Origin of the sequence: Vibrio tasmaniensis (genome assembly GCF_024347635.1) — a bacterium.
GTDB lineage: Bacteria > Pseudomonadota > Gammaproteobacteria > Enterobacterales > Vibrionaceae > Vibrio > Vibrio tasmaniensis.
Map to the genome: position 1 here is coordinate 1979908 of NZ_AP025510.1, position 20669 is coordinate 2000576.

Consider the following 20669-nt stretch of genomic DNA (forward strand, 5'->3'; position numbering starts at 1 on the left):
ACAGTGCCTAGTAAGCAGATGTTCAGTATCCAACATCTGCTCACTTGAGCAAAATTAAGCTATCGTTAACTGCCCTGCATAAAGAACAAAAGTTCGCAGCATTAATACGCCCATTAGGCTTAGCGAAGTCACGGAGAAAATATACATCGAGCTATGGCGAATTGAAGTTGGTGTAACGGCATTCAGCAACAACGGTAAAACCATGCCCACACCGATGACGCCATACCAGAACCAACTTGCCCAGAAGCCACTGCCAATTGCGTTCCATACTGCTTGTTCACTTTGACCACCAGCGAAGATAAGCCCAGTAAAGAAAGTAATAAGAACAAACAGCTCAAACATCACAACCGGACGTTCAAATCCATGTATCCAAGATATACTCGGACTGTGTGGCGATTCTTTAAAGACCAACACACCAAATAAAATACACGCCGCCGCTCCCGAAGATAAGCTCGAGAATAAGAACAAAATCGGCAACACTGGGTTATTCAATAGTGGGAAAGTATTTAAAGCTGACAACAAAAATCCGGTATAAGCGGCAAGCATAAGAGCAAGAACTGCTAAGAATATTTCCAGAGCATTCTCAAACACTTCTATTTTGCCAATCCAATTACCGACAAAATCAAGTCGCCCTTTTAACCATTCTTGATCATTCAAGAACACGACGATTTGATTTCTAAATATAATGCCGATCCAAAGAAATAAGATCACCATATACACTTGGAATAAGATCACACCCATCGACATCACAGACGTTGGATTATAGAAGATCATGATCTTCCAAAAGGATAACGGTTTTGTCAGGTGGAAAACCAAGATCAGCAGACCTGAAATGATCCCAAATGGCGCAAGAAAAGCTGTCGCCTTTAACACACCATTATGAGCAGGATCGCCTTCAATAACCTTGCGCTTAAGGTAAATGGAGATCATTACGGCACCCGCCGACATCCCCGCGAGGAATAAATAGATTGCTATAATCCAGTCCCATACCACGGTACCAGACTGAAAAGCTGCGTCCCATGCACTCATAATCAAATCTCCCCTTTTTGGTGTGGCACTTTATAGAGTTTTGGTTGAGTGCCTAGATAGGCTTTATCTCTGTAAACCACCTCGGATTGAAGTACTTGGTTTATCTCACTCTTAGGGTCATTTAAATCGCCGAATGTCAGCGCTTTGGTTGGGCAAGATTCGACACAAGCAGGCAACTTCCCTTGTGCTAGATTGGTATCACGACAGAAGTTACATTTATCGGCTGACTTGTTCTCTGGATGGAAAAAGCGCACTTGATATGGGCACGCTAGCAAACAGTAACCACAACCGACACACTTCTCTTGATGAACGTCGACAATGCCCGTTTTTTCATCTTTGTAGGCAGCACCTGTTGGGCAAACCATGACACACGGCGCGTTATCACAATGTTGGCAAGAGTTACGAGTAAAACGGTAATCAACATTTGGATATTCGCCTTGGGGTTCGCTCTTAATAATTTCTAAGCGCGACACGCCTTCAGGTACTTTATTCACTTCACGACATGCTTCTGTACAAGCAGTACAACCAATACACGCGGTTTCGTCATGAATCATTCCATAACGTTTAGCACCGTCTTCTTGAACATTGGCCAACGTTTTACGACTTGTCACCGCCGCAGTTCCCGCTACACCCGTGGTAAAAATAACGGCACCAGCGCCTGCTAAAAAGTTTCTTCTTGAGCAGCTCATAGATTACTCCCCTTCTTTCTTCTGGTTGAAGTCTGAATGGCAATCCACACACAGCTTAATGGTTTGCTTTTTATCTAAGCCCAACACCTTTGCTTCAGTCGCATGAACATCATGGCAGTTTGAACACGTTAAGTTTTGCGCGTGAACATCGTGGGTCCAGCTAGCTTCACGCAGATCATCAGGTTTGTGACAATCGATACATTGGCTATTGGCATCCAAAATTAAGCTAGGATCGAGGAAAACCGTTTCGGTTCCTGGTTGTGATTGAGCCGCGCGATACTTCACCACTTCAGGTGCACCTTCACGGTGATCGGGGCTAATTGAACTATGACAATCGGTACAATTTACTTCACGGCCAAGTAAAGCGTGTGCACTTTCACCATGTGAACCCAATACCGTTTCTTTTGAATCTTTATGGCATTGAACACACTTGTAGTCTTTGTCGCGGATTAATTCGACTTCATGTCTTGTTGATTCTCCTACTGGCGTAACAGCAGGCTCAGCAACAGCATGAATGGAATAACCATAGAGGCAGAATGCTAGAAGGGATTTAAGCATTATGACTATGGCCAATTTAATATTGCCCATTTTATCCTTTCCTTATACCGGTATTATTTAACTCTCAACTAAATAATATTCCGGTTAAACAAAAGTACCCTTAAACGATATTATTACCGCTTAAATGATATCAATTCTTATTTTGGATAAGCCACAACGCTTTCTATAATCAGAATATACCTCTAATTAGGTAATACGAAATTTGGATGGGTTAATCTGTGAACGCAATCACCCTATTTATATCATGGTCAATTTAGGTAATTGGTTGTTATATATGATAATAATTCTCAATTGAATTTTGATGCCACTAACCACCAATACCCCTTTAGGGGTATATAAACTTCAACGTGATTGAAGTCACTACCGTTAATTGATCTAAGACAAGCTATATCCAACACGTAACAAAATGTGTTTATTTATGAATTAATATAAACAGGAATTCTCCAGTTCTTAATTTGAATAGCAAACTCACAACGCTTGGTATAAGAATCAGTATATTGGAGATATCACTGTGAAAAAGCATTGGATACGTAATTCGGTCACAGCACTATTAATGGTTAGCGCATCACTAGCAAGCGCGACCAGTTTTGCTGCGTCTGAACAGAAAGAAATTGGCGATCCTCGTAACGACCAGTTCGAGCAAAACCACCCAGATCAATATCATTCATGGAGACAGACTTCAGAAAGCGAAGTTATTGAAGACGCACTAAAAGAAGATCCAAACATGGTCATCATGTGGGCTGGCTACGGCTTCGCAAAAGATTACAACAAAGCACGCGGCCACTTTTATGCCATTGACGATGTAAGACAAACACTTCGTACTGGCGGCCCAACGGACGAAAGCTCTGGCCCAATGCCAATGGCGTGTTGGAGCTGTAAGAGCCCAGACGTAGCACGTGTTATTGAAGAGCGTGGCGAAGATGGTTACTTTGAAGGTAAATGGGCGCGTCTTGGCAACGAGATCATTAACCCTATTGGCTGTTCAGACTGCCACGACACCCAAAGTGAAGGCTTTAAGAATGGTGAGCCAGCACTGAAGGTGACTCGTCCTTATGTTGAACGTGCATTTGAAACGATTGGTAAAAAGTTTGATGAGCAAAGCCGCTTAGACCAACAAGCTTCTGTTTGTGCTCAGTGCCACGTGGAATACTACTTCACAGGGCCAACCAAAGGTGTGAAATTCCCTTGGGACCAAGGTACAACCGTTGGCGACATGGAACGTTACTATGATGCAATCAACTTTAAAGATTGGACGCATAAAGTATCGAAAGCACCCATGCTGAAAGCACAGCACCCAGGCTTCGAAACATGGCGCGAAGGCATCCACGGTAAGAACAAAGTCGTTTGTGCTGATTGTCATATGCCGAAAGTGACCAAAGAAGATGGCACCGTTTATACCGACCATAAAGTGGGTAACCCATTCGACCGCTTCGAAGATACGTGTGCAAACTGCCACACTCAATCGAAAGAAACCATGCGTAACATCGTATCAAGCCGTAAAGCGCAAGTACTGAACATGAAGCTGACAGCAGAGAAACAAATCGTTGCTGCTCACTTTGAAGCAGGCGCAGCATGGGAAGCGGGTGCGACAGAGCAAGAGATGGAACCTATCCTACTCGATATCCGTCACGCTCAATGGCGCTGGGACTACGCTATCGCGTCTCACGGTATTCACATGCACGCGCCTGAGATCGCTCTAGAAGTGCTTGGTACTGCCGTTGACCGCGCCGCCGATGCTCGTACTAAGATTGTTCGTCTACTGGCGAAGAAAGGCATCACCGATCCAATCGAGATTCCAAATATCTCGACAAAAGAAGCGGCTCAAAAAGCGCTTGGAATGGACATGGATAAGATGAACGCAGAGAAACAGCACTTCTTAGACACGGTTGTTCCAAAATGGGAAGAGCAAGCTGAAAAGCGTGAAGCCAACTACGAATACTAGTTTCTTCCATTAGACCATTAAGTAAAAACCAGTCACACTATTGTTGTGTGGCTGGTTTTTTTAGGTTTTGGGGGAATACACATCAATATCGCCGCCCCGATCCACTCGCCAATTCAAGGGATAAACAATGAAAATCTTACTTTCGCTTTCGGCATTATGTATTGCACTACTCAGTTCAAGCGTTCACGCATCTGAGCGTGCTGAGACAGGGTGGGAATTAATAGAGAAAGGCGCATTATTGGTTGATGTCAGAACACCTGCAGAGTTCGAACAAGGGCATCTAGACAACGCCATCAACTACCCTCTTTCTGAAGTGGCTACTCACTTTGCTAAGATAGATAAAGACCAGCCCATCGTGTTGTATTGCCGCAGTGGCAATCGTTCAGGGCAAGCTTATCAATTCTTGCACGCTCAAGGGTTTACTCAAATCCACAATGCTGGTGGCTTAATCGAAATGCAGGAAAACCAATAGTCTTAGAGATGAGAGCTTAAGTAAGGTCGCCTCTTTAGCAATTAGCCAAGCTTAACGGATCATCTGTTTGGCTTGGTTGATCGAATGAATAATAGAGACACGATCAATGCCCTTCTGGTTGGAATCTAAGATTTGAGTCCACGCATCGATCGCTTGTTGATAGCGCATGCTGATGAAGTGATCGGTCGCAATCAACATCAATGCCGTACGATCATTGGGATCAAGCTGCATGGAGTGCTCCAACAACGCATTAACATCATCACTCATCGCTTGAGAGCTAAGATAATAAAGTGCTGTTGCTTTGGCAGCATAGAGGCCAGAAGGCGCTTGAGGATCTAAGCGAATCGCATAATCGTAGCAAGTGAACGCTGCATCAAACTCCCCTCTCTGCATGTACACACCACCAAGCTTAAACCACAAGTCGGATTGATTCGGGTCTTGTTTGAGGCTTTGTTGAAGCTCATCTTCGAAATCTGTCGCCGTGTAGTTATTGCTATCATCCAAAGGAAGTTGAGGTAACTCTTGTTTCAGTTGAGACCAGACCGTAACACTGAGAAGCACTGCAATAAGTGATACGAGAATATTACCTTTGAGGTTACTGTTATTTTTACTCGCGGCAATAACAACCACAACTAGAAAGAAGCTCATCAATATCAACGCTACAAGTAACCACATGTCCATCTCACTTCCCTTTTGTTTAGCTCTATCTACTACTTTATCGTTTTTGTGTTATCTCGTTATTGATCAAAGTTTAGCGTTCGAGATTTAGTACTCAAAGTTTCCCAAAAACAAGATCTAAGCACTAAGCACTAAGCACTAAGCACTAAGCACTAAGCACTAAGCACTAAGCACTAAGCACTAAGCAAAATGATCGGAATAATAAAAAACGATAGGCAATAAAAAACCGAGCACTTAGGCTCGGTTTTTTCATTGGTAAGCTTAATTACTTAACGTAATCGAGATTACTCAGTGTCTTGCTCGCTATCACTTTCAGAGTCAGAAGCATCAGATGCTTGCTCTTCACTTGATTCAGAAACAACAGCCGTTTCAGCGTTTACTGCGTCAGCATTTGCTTCTTCAGCTTCTTCGCCTTCAACAATCTCAGCTTCTTCTACTTCGTCGATACGTTGTAGACCTACAACATTCTCGTCTTCAGCAGTACGAATCAGTGTTACACCTTGAGTGTTACGACCAACTTGGCTTACTTCCGCTACGCGAGTACGTACTAATGTACCTGCGTCGGTGATCATCATCATTTCATCGCCTTCTTCAACCTGAACAGCACCAACTACTGGGCCATTACGATCAGAGACTTTGATAGATACTACACCTTGCGTTGCACGGCCTTTCGTTGGGTATTCAGCCAGCTCAGTACGCTTACCGTAACCGTTTTGAGTCACAGTTAGGATATCGCCTTCGTTTGAAGGAACAATCAGTGAAACCACTTGATCGTCTTCTGGAAGCTTCATACCACGAACACCAGAGGCAGTACGACCCATTGGACGTACTTTGTCCTCGTTAAAGCGAACAACTTTGCCCGACTTCGAGAACAGCATGATGTCGCTATTACCGTCAGTAATATCAACGCCAATCAGTGAATCATCGTCACGTAGGTTAACTGCGATTAGGCCGTTAGCACGTACGTTTGCGAATTGATCCAGTGATGTCTTCTTAACTGTACCGTCGCCTGTTGCCATGAAGATGAATTTCTCGTTTGAGAATTCAGAAACAGGCAGGATAGCCGTAATACGCTCACCTTCTTCTAGAGGAAGAATGTTAACGATAGGCTTACCACGAGCGGTGCGGCTTGCTTGAGGCAACTGGTAAACTTTCAGGCGGTACGTTTTACCACGAGTAGAGAAACATAAGATGTTATCGTGAGTATTAGCAACAAGCAGGCGCTCAATGTAATCCTCATCTTTCATCTTAGTTGCACTCTTACCTTTACCACCACGACGCTGAGCTTCGTAGTCGCTTAGGATTTGGTACTTAACGTAACCTGCGTTAGAAAGCGTTACTACAACGTCTTCTTGAGCAATTAGCTCTTCCATGTCGATGTCATGAACCGCTGCTGTGATTTCTGTACGACGTTCGTCGCCATAGATATCACGTACCGCTTCAAGTTCTTCACGGATCACTTCCATCAAACGCTCAGTGCTTGCAAGAATATGCATTAGCTCAGCGATCTCTTCTAGAAGTGCTTTGTATTCGTCTAGAATCTTCTCGTGCTCAAGGCCAGTTAGGCGGTGAAGACGAAGTTCTAGAATAGCTTGCGCTTGAGTTTCCGTTAGGAAGTATTGACCATCACGGATACCGTATTGGTCTTCAAGCCAATCTGGACGAGCGGCATCAGTACCAGCACGTTCAAGCATTGATGCAACGTTACCAAGATCCCAACCACGAGATACTAGACCAACTTTAGCTTCTGCTGGTGTTGGTGCGTTCTTGATCAGTTCAATGATTTCATCAATGTTTGCAAGCGCTAAAGATAGAGCTTCCAAGATATGTGCACGGTCGCGCGCTTTCTTCAATTCGAAGATAGTACGACGAGTCACAACTTCACGACGGTGATCAACAAAACACTTCAACATATCTTTAATGTTGAAAAGTTGTGGTTGGCCGTTGTTCAGAGCAACCATGTTGATGCCGAAAGTTGTTTGCAGTTGAGTTTGTGAGTAAAGGTTGTTTAGTACAACTTCACCGACAGCGTCACGCTTACATTCAATAACAATACGCATACCATCTTTATCAGATTCGTCACGCAGTGCACTGATGCCTTCAACTTTCTTGTCTTTTACAAGTTCTGCAATCTTCTCGATCAGACGAGCTTTGTTCACTTGATATGGAATTTCAGTAACGATAATTGTTTCTTTACCGTTCTTTTCCATTTCAATGTTCGCGCGCGAGCGCATGTAAACTTTGCCACGGCCAGTCTTATATGCATCAACAATGCCCTTACGGCCACTGATTAATGCTGCTGTCGGGAAGTCTGGACCCGGGATGTAGTCCATTAGCTCATCAATAGTGATGTCTTCATTATTGATAAATGCTAAACAGCCATCAACAACTTCGCCAAGGTTATGCGGCGGGATGTTGGTAGCCATACCTACTGCGATACCAGAAGCACCGTTAACCAATAGGTTTGGTATTTTTGTTGGTAAAACTGCTGGTATTTGCTCGGTTCCATCATAGTTAGGAACGAAGTCAACCGTATCTTTATCAAGATCCGTTAATAGCTCACCAGCTATTTTTGACATACGAACTTCGGTATAACGCATTGCCGCAGCTGAATCGCCGTCAACCGAACCAAAGTTACCTTGGCCATCGACTAACATATAGCGTAGTGAAAACGGCTGAGCCATACGAACAATTGACTCGTATACCGCACTATCACCGTGTGGGTGATATTTACCGATTACATCGCCTACTACACGAGCAGACTTTTTATATGCTTTGTTCCAATCATTACCTAATACATTCATCGCGAACAAAACGCGGCGGTGTACTGGTTTTAGGCCATCACGCACATCTGGAAGGGCACGACCAACGATGACGGACATCGCGTAGTCTAGGTATGAACCTCTAAGCTCATCTTCAATATTTACGGGCGTGATCTCTTTCGCTAGATCGCTCATAGAGCCATTTTCCCTCTATAGTCAGATCGTATTTTTGAATACGTATAAGACCGAAAAATATAACACAAATTTACCTACGGAGGCATCACTTTCCCTCTCCTTTTACCATCTTGTGACCCTTGTAGCCAATCTATTGATGAGAAATTGCACCTCAGCGTCATATCTTGCTGAAACATGGTCACTTTACACTCAATAAACTAGCAAAATTGTAGATCTTCTGGTCAGCAGGAAAAGGCAAGTTATAATGCCTGCAATTTCATGGATGCATTATTTAACTTGGAAATGCCGATTATGACTAAATCACAAAACGTAGACCCAGCAGAAATCAAAAAATTCGAAGACATGGCGTCGCGCTGGTGGGATCTAGAAGGCGAGTTTAAGCCACTACATCAAATCAACCCACTGCGCCTAAATTACGTGCTAGAGAAAACCGAAGGCCTATTTGGCAAGAAAGTTCTCGATGTTGGCTGCGGCGGCGGTATTTTGGCTGAAAGCATGGCCATTGAAGGTGCGGTAGTCACTGGTTTAGACATGGGTAAAGAACCGCTAGAAGTCGCTCGTCTACATGCATTAGAAACTGGCACCAAGCTCGATTACATTCAAAGCACCATTGAAGACCATGCAGAGCAAAACCCACAAACTTACGATGTGGTGACGTGCATGGAAATGTTGGAACACGTCCCTGACCCACAATCGGTTATCTCGGCTTGTTCAAAACTAGTGAAACCGGGCGGCCACGTATTCTTCTCTACATTGAACCGTAACTTTAAGTCTTACCTATTCGCTATTGTCGGTGCAGAAAAGTTATTAAAGATTGTTCCAGAAGGCACTCACGACCACGAAAAATTCATTCGCCCAGCTGAACTTATCAAGATGATAGACAACACTCCGCTACAAGAGTTAGGGATTACAGGACTGCACTACAACCCGTTAACGGACACTTACCGTTTAGGCACAAATGTAGATGTTAACTACATAGTCCACACACAAAATATCGCCCAATAACTATTAGTATCTATACCAGTAACTCTACCTTAAAAGCTTTTAGAAATAGACGATTGAAAAGAGTTGCAATTAACATAACTTTGCGACTTTTTTCAGTCTAAATTTCGTGCGCTCGCTTCCATTTTGACCACCTAGATTTAATTTTAATCATCCAAAATCCATTGCCCATTTTGCTCAAAGATCAAGGGATTTTTTTTTATGAGCGCGCAAAAATAAAGCAACCTTAAAAGCCTATTTTTATACAATCAAGTCACATCGAACCTCGTCAGTTAGTGGTCACTTACAGTTTTTTTTCAATCCACCACTTATCCACAAGCACTCCCATTTCTTTACCTTGAAAAATATAAGCTGTAGCACTATCTTGTAACCCAACAAACAAATGACCCCTATATGTTGTGTTTGAACTACAATGTATGGGTAGACCAAGATCACAAAGCCGAAACGTAATTTACAAAAATTACACAGAAATACACAAAAACACGGCTTTGTTCAGTTTTGTTAGGGAAATTAAGCAGAATGAACCAACAACTTACTGTTACCAAACGTAACGGGCGCAAAGAAACAATCGATTTAGAGAAAATCCATCGAGTGATCACATGGGCTGCTGAAGGCTTGCACAATGTTTCTGTATCACAAGTAGAATTGAAAGCTCACATTCAGTTTTACGATGGCATCACCACTACTGACATTCATGAAACTATCATCAAGTCAGCAGCGGATTTAATCTCTGAAGAGACTCCTGATTACCAATATCTAGCAGCACGTCTGTCAGTATTCCACCTACGTAAAAAAGCGTACGGCGAGTACGAGCCACCGGCTCTATATGACCACGTTGCAAAACTGGTTGATATGGGTAAATACGATAGCCACCTAATGGAAGACTACACGAAAGCTGAGTTTGACGAGCTTGACGCGTACATCGACCACAAGCGTGACTTAGACTTCTCTTATGCAGCGGTCAAGCAGCTTGAAGGTAAATACTTCGTGCAAAACCGTGTAACAAAAGAAATCTACGAGAGTGCTCAGTTCCTTTACATCCTAGTTGCTGCTTGTTTATTCGGTAAATACCCGAAATCAACTCGTCTGGATTACATCAAACGTTTTTACGACGCCTCGTCTACGTTTAAGATTTCTCTACCTACACCAATTATGTCTGGTGTACGTACGCCTACTCGTCAATTCAGTTCTTGTGTACTGATCGAGTGTGGTGACAGCCTTGATTCTATCAACGCAACAGCAAGCTCTATTGTTCGTTACGTATCTCAACGTGCTGGTATTGGTATCAACGCAGGTCGTATCCGTGCGCTTGGTTCTGAAATTCGTGGTGGTGAAGCGTTCCACACTGGCTGTATCCCTTTCTACAAATACTTCCAAACAGCAGTAAAATGTTGTTCTCAAGGTGGTGTTCGTGGCGGTGCAGCAACCGTGTTCTACCCACTATGGCACGGTGAAGTTCAGTCTCTATTAGTACTGAAAAACAACCGTGGTGTTGAAGAGAACCGTGTTCGTCACATGGACTACGGCGTACAGCTTAATAAGCTTATGTACTCTCGTCTTGTTCAAGGTGGCAACATCAGCCTGTTCTCACCTTCTGACGTACCTGGCCTTTACGATGCGTTCTTCGAAAACCAAGAACGTTTTGAAGAGCTGTACGTTAAGTACGAAAACGATCCTTCAGTGAAGCGTGAAACGGTTAAAGCGGTTGAACTGTTCTCTCTACTCATGCAAGAGCGTGCTTCTACTGGTCGTATCTACATTCAGAACGTTGATCACTGTAATACACACAGCCCGTTCGACTCTGAAGTGGCACCTGTTCGTCAATCGAACCTATGTCTAGAAATCGCGCTACCAACTAAGCCGCTTTCTAACGTAGAAGATGACGAAGGTGAGATTGCACTGTGTACGCTTTCAGCGTTCAACCTTGGCGCAATCAATGAACTCGACGATCTAGCAGAGCTTTCTGAGTTGGTTGTTCGTGCACTTGATGCACTGCTTGATTACCAAGACTACCCGCTTCCAGCAGCATACAAATCGACAATGAATCGCCGTACTTTAGGTGTGGGTGTCATCAACTATGCATACTACCTAGCGAAGAATGGGGTTAAGTACTCTGACGGCAGCGCCAATGCCCTGACTCACCGCACTTTTGAAGCAATTCAATACCACTTGCTAAAAGCGTCTGTTGAACTAGCGAAAGAGCAAGGCCGTTGCCCGTCTTTCCACGAGACCAACTACGCGAAAGGTCTACTGCCAATCGATACTTATAAAAAAGATATCGACTTAGTATGTGAAGAACCACTGCACTACGATTGGGACACGCTACGTGAAGAGATCATGGAGCACGGTCTGCGTAACTCTACGCTAACAGCGCTTATGCCTTCTGAGACTTCGTCTCAAATCTCGAACGCGACTAACGGTATCGAGCCACCACGTGGTTATGTATCAGTGAAAGCGTCGAAAGACGGTATCCTGAAGCAAGTTGTTCCTGATTTCTTAAATCTTAAAAACAACTACGAGCTACTTTGGAACATTGGCAATAACGACGGTTACCTACACTTAGTGGGTATCATGCAAAAGTTCGTTGACCAAGCTATCTCTGCAAACACTAACTATGATCCAAGTGTTTACGACAGCGGTAAAGTACCAATGAAGCAGCTGCTTAAAGACCTGCTAACAGCATACAAGTATGGTGTTAAAACGCTTTACTACCATAACACGCGTGATGGTGCTAAAGACGACCAAGGCGATGCAGTTCAAGTGCCGGAAGAAGATTGTGAAGGCGGCGGTTGTAAGATCTAAACCGCAATAAACACTAAGACCCCAGAGAAGTTATCTTCTCTGGGTTTAAAGCATTAACAGGGTCCGTTTTATTGCGGGTCTTTAAAGGATTTGAGGCATTTATGGCTTACAGTACTTTTTCTCAACAAAAAAATGACCAACTAAAAGAACCTATGTTCTTGGGTCAGTCGGTAAACGTTGCACGTTACGACCAACAAAAATTTGAAATCTTCGAAAAGTTGATCGAGAAGCAGCTTTCTTTCTTCTGGCGTCCAGAAGAAGTAGACGTGTCTAGCGACCGTATCGACTACAACAAGCTTCCTGAGCATGAAAAGCACATCTTCATCTCTAACCTGAAGTACCAAACACTTCTAGATTCTATCCAAGGCCGCAGCCCTAACGTTGCCCTACTTCCTTTGGTATCACTACCAGAAGTTGAAACTTGGATTGAGACATGGTCATTCTCAGAAACGATCCACTCTCGTTCTTACACGCACATCATCCGTAACATCGTAAATGATCCAGGCGTAGTATTCGACGACATCGTTGAAAACGAAGAGATCCTGAAGCGTGCTAAAGACATCGCATTTTACTACGACGATTTGATCAAGCTGACGGCTGACTACCACCGCTACGGTGAAGGCAACCACAACATCAACGGCGAAGACGTTAAGATTTCACTTCACGACCTGAAGAAGAAGCTTTACGTATGTCTAATGTCTGTAAACGCACTGGAAGCGATTCGTTTCTACGTAAGTTTTGCATGTTCATTCGCATTCGCTGAACGTGAGCTAATGGAAGGTAACGCGAAGATCATCAAGCTAATCGCTCGTGATGAAGCTCTTCACCTTACTGGTACACAGCACATGATCAACTTGCTGCGTAATGGCCAAGATGACTTCGAATTCATGCAGATCGCTGAAGAGTGTAAGCAAGAGTGTTTCGACCTATTCAAAGAAGCAGCAGAGCAAGAGAAAGAGTGGGCAGAATACCTATTCAAAGATGGCTCTATGATTGGTCTAAACAAAGACATTCTTTGCCAATACGTTGAGTACATTACTAACATCCGTATGCAGGCAGTTGGTCTAGGTACGGCTTACCCAGAAGCAACGTCGAACCCAATTCCATGGATCAACGCTTGGTTGTCTTCAGATAACGTTCAAGTTGCTCCACAAGAAGCTGAAATCAGTTCTTACCTAGTTGGCCAAATCGACAACGAAGTAAAAGCTGACGACTTTGAAGGGTTTGAGCTGTAATGCCAACAATCAAAATCAACAAGCTGACTTCTATTGAATCTAACCCTTCAAATACTCTATTGGAAACAATGGAACAAGCAGGGTTAGAGCCAGAATACAACTGCCGAGATGGCCACTGTGGCGCTTGCCGCTGTACGTTGGATTCCGGTGAAGTTGAGTACGTTGGTTTTGCTATGGCTTACACGCAAGGCAATGAAATATTACCTTGTATCTGTAAAGCAAAAACAGAACTATCGCTGAGTAACGTTATTCACAGAAATAAGCAAAAAAGTGCTTAATACTTGTACTTAGATCTTATACTTTGATAACTAGCTACTTAACGCGATTAGTACAATGTTGAATCGTTAACAGAAAGCTTAAAAATTTAAGGGCCCGATAATTTTCATTATCAGGCCCTTTTTGTATTTCATGTTGGCTCAATCAGATAACTCGCTTATTGCACCAACTCGGCTTTATTGATGTATATGATTTATACATATATAGCTTTCACTTGTACTTTATAGCGTTGACTTGGTTTTATAGTACCGCTTTAGGAATAAACATATCTTTCAATCGCTTAACCGAAGAGTAAGTGCCAAACATCGGTTTGTTGTCTAGATGCCTTCTCAGCATATCGGCGGCAACAGTCTTAATCACGTTGCGTTGGTCTTCGCGTGAGTACTGACGATAAAACTCAAGTACCTGTCCCCACTCTCCCGCTTCAGTCGACAATGCGACGCTGAATGTGTTGCCTTCTAACTTACCAGTAACCAAAGCCAGTTCTGTACCGCACTTCTCTCTTGTCGCGCCAGCCAGTGCAAAGGTTGCGGCTAATGGCTCGCTCTTTTCAAGTTCACTCTCTTTTGGCTCAGCCATGACCCATGAATGCCCAAAACAGTCTTCTACCTGTTCATTCAATTGCAACCAAGCCGACAATGCACCTTTGGTGGACACTTCAGACACAGATAAAGTCTTCTTTTTCTCGGCCATGATGTGGCCAATATGATCAATCATAGGCTCATCAACACTGACAACATTACTCTCTAACAGCTTGTAAACCATTTGCAGCAGCTTAACGCGAGTCTCTAAATCCGCTTTAGGGCCAAACAGTTTGACCTCAATGAACGGCAGATAAGAACGGTAGCCAAGTTCATAACCAGCAGGAAGCTTAAGCTGGTCTAACACATCCGAGATACCCGATTCAGACAAACCAAATGTAAACAGTCGGCTACATTCAGAGGCAACGACTTGAGGGTAGGTACGTGACAAATCAGGAAGAATCTCAAACGTGACCATGCGTTTGAATTCACTCGGTACGCCCGGTGTAAAATAGAACGTCGCCTCATTGATTTTTAGCTTGAAGCCACAAGCCGTCCCCACAGGGTTATCAACTATCTCTGAACTCGTGGGTAATAAAGCTTGCTTAAGGTTGCTGTCAGGCATCGGTACACCACGTCCAGAGAACATCTCTTCCATACGAGCCAGCCACTCAGGGAAAATGACAAGCTTTTGATCTGAGGCTGCCGCTGCTGCTGCTGCACTCATATCATCCGTTGTCGGTCCTAAACCACCATTGACGATAACCACATCATAGTTGAAGCTCAACATCAGCAATTCTTCAACCAGAGCATTCATTTGATCGCCCACCGTTGAACGTTTCGCTAGAGCAAAGCCGTGCTGATAAAACTCAGCAGACATCCAAGCTGCGTTTGTGTCTACAATGTCCCCATGAAGAACTTCTTCACCAGTGCTTAACATTGCGATTTTCGTCATATTTATATCCCTTGTGGTCATTAAAAGACACGGCATTATTTACAAACTGGTCTAAGGTTGAGTTTGAGGCACTCACTTTTCACAAATATTACTAATGTTAAATCTAAGGTTTTCTTAGGAAAAGCAATAAATTATTAGTTCCCTAAACTCAGCATTTAATAGATAATTGTGACTCGGATCAATTATTAACTTCTCATGGAGACCCTTGTGGCCAAATCACCGTTACTAACGAAGGTTACTGCTGCATTTACAATGCTAATGTCAGTTAACTCGGTTGCAAGCCAATACGACTTCGACCAACCAATCAACCTTTCTTATTCGGATGAATGCGCTCAAGATTACTGTGTTAATGAAAGCTTGTACACCTATAAGCCTAGTAACAACTATGCGTTAAGCGAAACAAGCGATCAGTATGATCTAACGATCGAAAAACAACCGCTCTACCTTACCGTAAGTGATGGTAAGGATTGGGATTACCTTATGGGTCAAACTTACACCATTCTTGGCTTAAGTGTCGCAACGGTGGGTTTAATGACTCTGCTACCCGAAAGTATCACTAAGTGGGATGATGACCAACGTGACATCAGCGCACTAGGTAAAAAATGGAAAGATAACGTTTCTGAAGGTCCAGTATGGGACCGAGACGAACATTTTCTAAACTACGTGATGCACCCATACTTCGGCGGTGTTTACTACACTGCAGCTCGACATGCTGGTTATGACGAGTTTGAATCTTTCTTATACTCTTGGACTATGTCGACATTTTTCTGGGAATACGGCGTAGAAGCGTTTGCTGAAGTACCATCATGGCAAGATATCTTTATTACACCATTCTTTGGGGCTGTTGTCGGTGAATTGATGCTAGAAGCAGAGCAAGACATTGTTGCTTCAGGTGGCGAAGTGATGGGCTCTCAAACCATGGGTGATGTTTCGTTATTCTTCCTCAACCCTGTTGGTCATATCCACTACTGGGTAAGTGATGCATGGGGGGGCGACGCAGAGGTTAATCTGAACACTAACCCTTGGTGGGATAACAAAGACGCAGCCCGATTCGCCTACGATGCTGGGGCAACATACGACGCTCAGTTTGTCGGTATGAACTTCAAAGTAACCTTCTAATGCGCTTTCGTGTTACTGGACTCTAAGTTACTGCATTCCAAATAAAAGCGACAACTCTTCTAAAAAGCGGCTCTCTAGCCGCTTTTTTTGTGCCCTACTCTTCATTCTCTTTTTTTGCATCACAGCTTAGTTTCAAAAATTGACACAGGTCAAACATTGTTCGATGTAACCTTCTACACTGAAATTAAAGAACTTTATCACGTGATATCAAACATTTAATTAGCAACGAACAATTGAGACTTTGGGGGCTGATATGAACAGTACATTTATCGTAAACTTTATCGGACAAGCATCACCAGCAACAATCAAGCAACTTGCTGCGGTTACTCACGAAAACGACGGAAAATGGCTCATCAGTAAAGTTAACTTTATTGAAGATCAAGTTGCAGGCGTATTAAAGATTCAACTTCCTGCCATCAACGAATCAATTGTTAAGGATGCTTTCAGTGCCAATGCTGACTTGATCGTGCAGTTTGTTGATTCAGACCACACTCACAACGCACAAGACACAATACATCACTTACGACTCGACTCTAACGACCGAGCTGGCATCGTCAACGAAGTGACACATGTACTAGACAGACAAGGGATTAGCATTCTAGATATGGATTGCCACCGAGTATTTATCGCTGGTGGCGGTGGTGTTAGCTCAAGTCTATTTACTTCCAAGATCGCTGTGAAGTTGCCAATTGAAGTCTTGATTGATGATGTCGTGAATGAATTAGAAACGCTCAGTGAAGATACTCGAGTGATGATTGAAAGCTAACAAGCTAGCCTCCTGATGATAAATTCATCATTGGGAGGCTCCCCTCCAGAAAGCCCCCCTCCTCTTACATAACTTACAAAAAACCATATGGAAACATTCGAAATACATAACCTAACCATATGAATTCAGGCATTCGTATAATATTTTTGTTACCATAGATTATCTTATACAATTTAATGATTTAGGTTCAAACATGGAAAGAAACAGGTCGAGTTGGCAGCTCAATACCATCTCAGTAATCCTTCTCATAACACTATTCAGTGGCTGTAAAAGCGGTCATGAGAATAATGGTAAAACAACGTCTACTTCGTCATCATCACAAATTAACGTTAGCATCCCGAAAAGTGTTTCATTTTCTGAACCACAATCAGGGTCGAAGACAGAGTCAATTACAGTTTCTTTTTCCAAAGCCTTAAGCCAAGAGCTCATTCTAACTATCGTCACCAGCGATATCACAACACGCTCTACTGGTATGTTTAAAAGCTACGATGCTATCTCTAGCCAAAACGTCAAGGTTTCGGCGGGTGCAACTAGTGCAGCTCTTCCTTTGAATCTTACCCATAATAATCTTTACGAAGGGAACAAGACCTTTCACTACACCATTGGTGTGGATAACAGTGCAAATTACACTCTGACCAACAAGCAAACCGAAGTAACCATTAATGATAGTGACGCTCAGCCAACTGTCCGGTTTAGCAAAGACTTAAGTACCGTTGTAGAGGGTGACAGCGTTGTTCAGCAAGCAACTTTAAGCCACTACACCTCTAAAGAGGTTACGGTGACACTCGCTCAAACGGGAATCGCCACAGCTAAAGACTTTAGTGTTGATATCGCTGGTTCAAGTATCAAGATAGCCGCTGAAACCCTGTCAACAAGCATCAAGTTTTCTGCGATTGCTGACAGCTTCAATGAAGGCGGAGAATCCGTAATCTACACCATAGCTACCGCTGGAAATGCAGCCATTGACTCAAGTAAAAACGCGCTTGCATTCTATATACCTGGACAGAAAAACTTCAACGATACTGGTTATGTCACCTATTTTGATGGCACAGCTTACGACAGCGTCACTCCTCCAGCCTCGCACCCTAATCAAGATGCCGATTTTGGTTTAGATAAAACAGATGGAAGTGAGCACGCTGATGGAGAGTATGGCTTCCGCTATACCAAAAGAGATGCAAATAGTAACCCGTTAATTTCAACAGCTTCTAGCTGGAGTTGTGTAAAAGACGAACATACAGGGTTGTACATTGAAACAAAGCAAGCCGCTAAAGCTCTGCCAACGACAAGTGCCATCGACACTTGGGTAAACGAACACAAGCTAAATGCCAACGCACACCCTTACCCTTGGGGAGCGGAATCAAGCTCTTGGCGAAGTGCTTCATACACCTACACTTGGTACGATTCTGATGCGACCACCAATGGCGGTTATGCAGGGGCACCTAACGACCTGCTATATAACGAAGGGCCTATATCTTCTCAATGCGCTTATCCCAATGACAAGTCTGGTAATCGCCACTGTAATACCAGTAGCTATATTAATGCCCTAAACAGTTATGCTATCTGCGGTATCACGGATTGGCGCCTGCCCTCTCCTATTGAAGCTCGTTCATTCATAAACTTTAATGTGGGTAACAAACCATCAGGACATGTGGATTACTTCCCTAACCTAGGCAGCAAGATCTTTACGAAGACAAGTTCAGTAAAACAAAATGGTAGCGCACGATGCGTTGATACTACTACGGGTGAGCTAGAGCTTTGTAATAAAAACATTTCAAGCTCAACGGGTATTGTCGCTGTGAGCGGAGGCTTAGACTAATGAAACTACATATATGTTTAGGGACACTGACCGCCCTACTTTGCAGCAACGCATTGGCACAAACGTGTGTAACGACACAGCTAGCATCTATTAAAGATGGGCAGTTAATTGACCGTAAAGATGGCACATTACTGGACGTAACCACTAATTTGCTGTGGTCTAAATGCAACTTAGGTGAAAGCTATAATTCTGCAAAAAATACGTGTGATGGAACAGCGTTTAAGTACAAAAGCTGGCAAGATGCACTTAATGCAACTAAAGATACAAAACTGACCACAATTGCTGGTCAAACGGGCTTTCGTTTGCCAAATATCAAAGAGCTCAGTTCAATCGTAGAGTATAGCTGTACTAAACCTGCCATTAACCTTGCACATTTCCCAACGACAACCAATGAGCCTTACTGGACGAATACTCCAGATGCACACAAAATTAACACAGCCTATGATGGTTTGATCATCGATTTCGAAGAGGCACTGGAAACCATAACCGATCCAAGTAACGCCCCTTCCCCTCTTATTCGATTAGTTAAAGAGTTTAAGTAATTTAAGAGCAAAAATTAAAAAGAGCAGCTCATCGGCTGCTCTTTTTATTGTTCTGTACCGTCCTAAATATGGCTCTAACGCAATGTTCCGTTACTTAACCGACCATTGTGACAATGAGCGTTTAAAGTCTTCATAGCCAAACTCATTCAACTTTTGAATTTCGCCACTGCTGCGCTCGCAATAGATCGATGGCATTTTTAGGCCATTGAACCAGTTCAGTTTCACCATGGTGTAACCCGCACTGTCCAACAGATGAAGCTTTTGACCAATCTTAAGTGGCTCGTCAAAGCTAGCTTCGCAGAACTGATCGCCTGCAAGGCATGAACACGAACCAATCACGTAGTCATGGCTCCCATTTTCAGACGCTTCTAATACCGATGCTGGTTCATTATAGATAAGCGTATCAAGGCGGTGTGCCTCGGTAGCTGAATCCACAATAGCGGTTTTCTTCACGTTTTCAACAATATCAACCACTGTCACAACCAAGTCAGTTGTTTTAGTGATGATAGCTTCACCCGGTTCAAGATACATCTGGACGCCGTGTTTCTCAGAGAAGGCTTTCAGCGCAAGGCCAAGTTTTTCGATGTCATAGCCAGGCCATGTGAAGAACACACCACCGCCCATGCTCACCCAGTCTAACTTATCCAAGTGCTCGCCAAACTGTTCTGAGATTGAATCAAGCAGGCCGATAAATGCATCGACGTCTTTGTTCTCACAGTTCATGTGGAACATCACGCCATTAATCTCATCAAAGATCTCAGGTTTGATATGATCAGCTTGAACACCTAAGCGAGAGAATTGACGCGCAGGGTTTGCTAAGTCTTGTCCTGCGTAGCTCACACCTGGATTTAAACGTAAACCCAGCGAAGCCTTACCTTCAACGATGTGTCGGTAAGCAGCAAGTTGGCTTTGAGAGTTGAAGATCATCTTGTCGCAGATATCCGCAACTTCTCTCACGTCATCTTCGCTGTAACCGACACTGTAAGCGTGCGTTTCACCACCAAAGGTTTCGTGGCCAAGCTTCACTTCGTATGGGCCAGAGCTTGTCGTGCCATCGAGGTAAGGCTTGATGATGTCAAACACACCCCATGTCGAGAAGCACTTGAGTGCCAGTACCAACTTCACACCTGAAATCTCTTTCAACTGTTTAGCTATCTCTAAATTCGCAATCAACTTGTCTTCGTTGATCATGAAATATGGGGTTTTCAGTTCTTCTTTCTTAAACGTCATTTTTGTAAACACTCAAGCAGCATCTATAGATGGAAAGGTAAATTAACAATTTTGGTGTGATTTATTTTGATTTTGTCCTG

At 43.4% G+C, this 20669-nt stretch carries 17 protein-coding genes; 10 read left to right on the forward strand and 7 right to left on the reverse strand.

Going from position 1 to position 20669, the window contains the following annotated elements:
- Window positions 1-54: 54 nt before the first annotated feature.
- Genes nrfD through nrfB form a run of 3 tightly spaced genes read right to left on the reverse strand, consistent with a single transcriptional unit; the run spans window position 55 to window position 2306 of the window.
- Entirely contained in the window at window positions 55-1029 is a 975-nt protein-coding gene (nrfD, locus tag OCV44_RS08895; RefSeq protein WP_139685764.1) for a cytochrome c nitrite reductase subunit NrfD, read from the reverse strand.
- A 2-nt stretch (window positions 1030-1031) separates the two neighbouring features.
- The gene (gene nrfC, locus OCV44_RS08900) at window positions 1032-1718 is read right to left on the reverse strand and encodes a cytochrome c nitrite reductase Fe-S protein (RefSeq protein WP_012604317.1); all 687 of its coding nucleotides are present in this window, start codon (window positions 1716-1718) and stop codon (window positions 1032-1034) included.
- A gap of 3 nt (window positions 1719-1721) precedes the next feature.
- Window positions 1722-2306 carry a cytochrome c nitrite reductase pentaheme subunit gene (gene nrfB, locus OCV44_RS08905; protein ID WP_139685765.1) on the reverse strand — a complete coding sequence of 195 codons (585 nt, stop codon included), beginning with the start codon at window positions 2304-2306 and terminating at the stop codon, window positions 1722-1724.
- Window positions 2307-2787: 481 nt separating this feature from the next.
- On the opposite strand from nrfB, the gene nrfA reads away from it, so the two are divergent.
- Window positions 2788-4218 carry an ammonia-forming nitrite reductase cytochrome c552 subunit gene (gene nrfA, locus OCV44_RS08910; RefSeq protein WP_211349772.1) on the forward strand — a complete coding sequence of 477 codons (1431 nt, stop codon included), beginning with the start codon at window positions 2788-2790 and terminating at the stop codon, window positions 4216-4218.
- 127 nt (window positions 4219-4345) lie between these two features.
- Window positions 4346-4690, forward strand: coding sequence for a rhodanese-like domain-containing protein (locus tag OCV44_RS08915; RefSeq protein ID WP_139685766.1), 345 nt, complete (start codon window positions 4346-4348; stop codon window positions 4688-4690).
- A gap of 51 nt (window positions 4691-4741) precedes the next feature.
- Here the strand turns inward: OCV44_RS08915 and OCV44_RS08920 are convergent, their stop codons facing one another.
- Both OCV44_RS08920 and gyrA read right to left on the reverse strand, forming a co-directional pair.
- Entirely contained in the window at window positions 4742-5371 is a 630-nt protein-coding gene (locus OCV44_RS08920) for a TPR domain-containing protein (protein WP_139685767.1), read from the reverse strand.
- A gap of 281 nt (window positions 5372-5652) precedes the next feature.
- Window positions 5653-8325: a DNA topoisomerase (ATP-hydrolyzing) subunit A gene (gyrA, locus tag OCV44_RS08925; protein ID WP_139685898.1), complete on the reverse strand. Its 2673-nt coding sequence runs from the start codon at window positions 8323-8325 to the stop codon at window positions 5653-5655.
- 258 nt (window positions 8326-8583) lie between these two features.
- Between gyrA and ubiG the strand changes: the two genes are divergently transcribed.
- The 4 genes from ubiG to yfaE all read left to right on the forward strand — a co-directional run bounded on the left by ubiG (window position 8584) and on the right by yfaE (window position 13642).
- Entirely contained in the window at window positions 8584-9330 is a 747-nt protein-coding gene (ubiG, locus tag OCV44_RS08930; RefSeq protein ID WP_139685899.1) for a bifunctional 2-polyprenyl-6-hydroxyphenol methylase/3-demethylubiquinol 3-O-methyltransferase UbiG, read from the forward strand.
- Between the two features lie 516 nt (window positions 9331-9846).
- The gene (gene nrdA, locus OCV44_RS08935) at window positions 9847-12129 is read left to right on the forward strand and encodes a class 1a ribonucleoside-diphosphate reductase subunit alpha (protein WP_139685900.1); all 2283 of its coding nucleotides are present in this window, start codon (window positions 9847-9849) and stop codon (window positions 12127-12129) included.
- A gap of 101 nt (window positions 12130-12230) precedes the next feature.
- Entirely contained in the window at window positions 12231-13364 is a 1134-nt protein-coding gene (nrdB, locus tag OCV44_RS08940) for a class Ia ribonucleoside-diphosphate reductase subunit beta (protein WP_004733365.1), read from the forward strand.
- Entirely contained in the window at window positions 13364-13642 is a 279-nt protein-coding gene (yfaE, locus tag OCV44_RS08945; RefSeq protein ID WP_009848850.1) for a class I ribonucleotide reductase maintenance protein YfaE, read from the forward strand. The genes nrdB and yfaE overlap by 1 nt, the downstream gene beginning before the upstream one ends.
- Before the next feature lie 238 nt (window positions 13643-13880).
- On the opposite strand, the gene OCV44_RS08950 is transcribed toward yfaE, so the two are convergent.
- Window positions 13881-15116: a CinA family nicotinamide mononucleotide deamidase-related protein gene (locus OCV44_RS08950; protein WP_139685901.1), complete on the reverse strand. Its 1236-nt coding sequence runs from the start codon at window positions 15114-15116 to the stop codon at window positions 13881-13883.
- 207 nt (window positions 15117-15323) lie between these two features.
- Here OCV44_RS08950 and OCV44_RS08955 point away from each other — a divergent pair, with 207 nt between their 5' ends.
- The 4 genes from OCV44_RS08955 (at window position 15324) to OCV44_RS08970 (ending at window position 19359) form a co-directional block, all read left to right on the forward strand.
- The gene (locus OCV44_RS08955; protein WP_139685902.1) at window positions 15324-16235 is read left to right on the forward strand and encodes a DUF3943 domain-containing protein; all 912 of its coding nucleotides are present in this window, start codon (window positions 15324-15326) and stop codon (window positions 16233-16235) included.
- A gap of 253 nt (window positions 16236-16488) precedes the next feature.
- Window positions 16489-17001, forward strand: coding sequence for a glycine cleavage system protein R (locus OCV44_RS08960; protein WP_009848853.1), 513 nt, complete (start codon window positions 16489-16491; stop codon window positions 16999-17001).
- Between the two features lie 193 nt (window positions 17002-17194).
- Window positions 17195-18817 carry an Lcl domain-containing protein gene (locus tag OCV44_RS08965; protein WP_139685903.1) on the forward strand — a complete coding sequence of 541 codons (1623 nt, stop codon included), beginning with the start codon at window positions 17195-17197 and terminating at the stop codon, window positions 18815-18817.
- A complete protein-coding gene (locus OCV44_RS08970; protein WP_139685904.1) occupies window positions 18817-19359 on the forward strand; it encodes an Lcl C-terminal domain-containing protein in 543 nt (180 codons plus the stop codon). The genes OCV44_RS08965 and OCV44_RS08970 overlap by 1 nt, the downstream gene beginning before the upstream one ends.
- Before the next feature lie 90 nt (window positions 19360-19449).
- Here the strand turns inward: OCV44_RS08970 and nspC are convergent, their stop codons facing one another.
- Window positions 19450-20589, reverse strand: coding sequence for a carboxynorspermidine decarboxylase (gene nspC / locus OCV44_RS08975; RefSeq protein WP_139685905.1), 1140 nt, complete (start codon window positions 20587-20589; stop codon window positions 19450-19452).
- Between the last annotated feature and the right edge of the window lie 80 nt (window positions 20590-20669).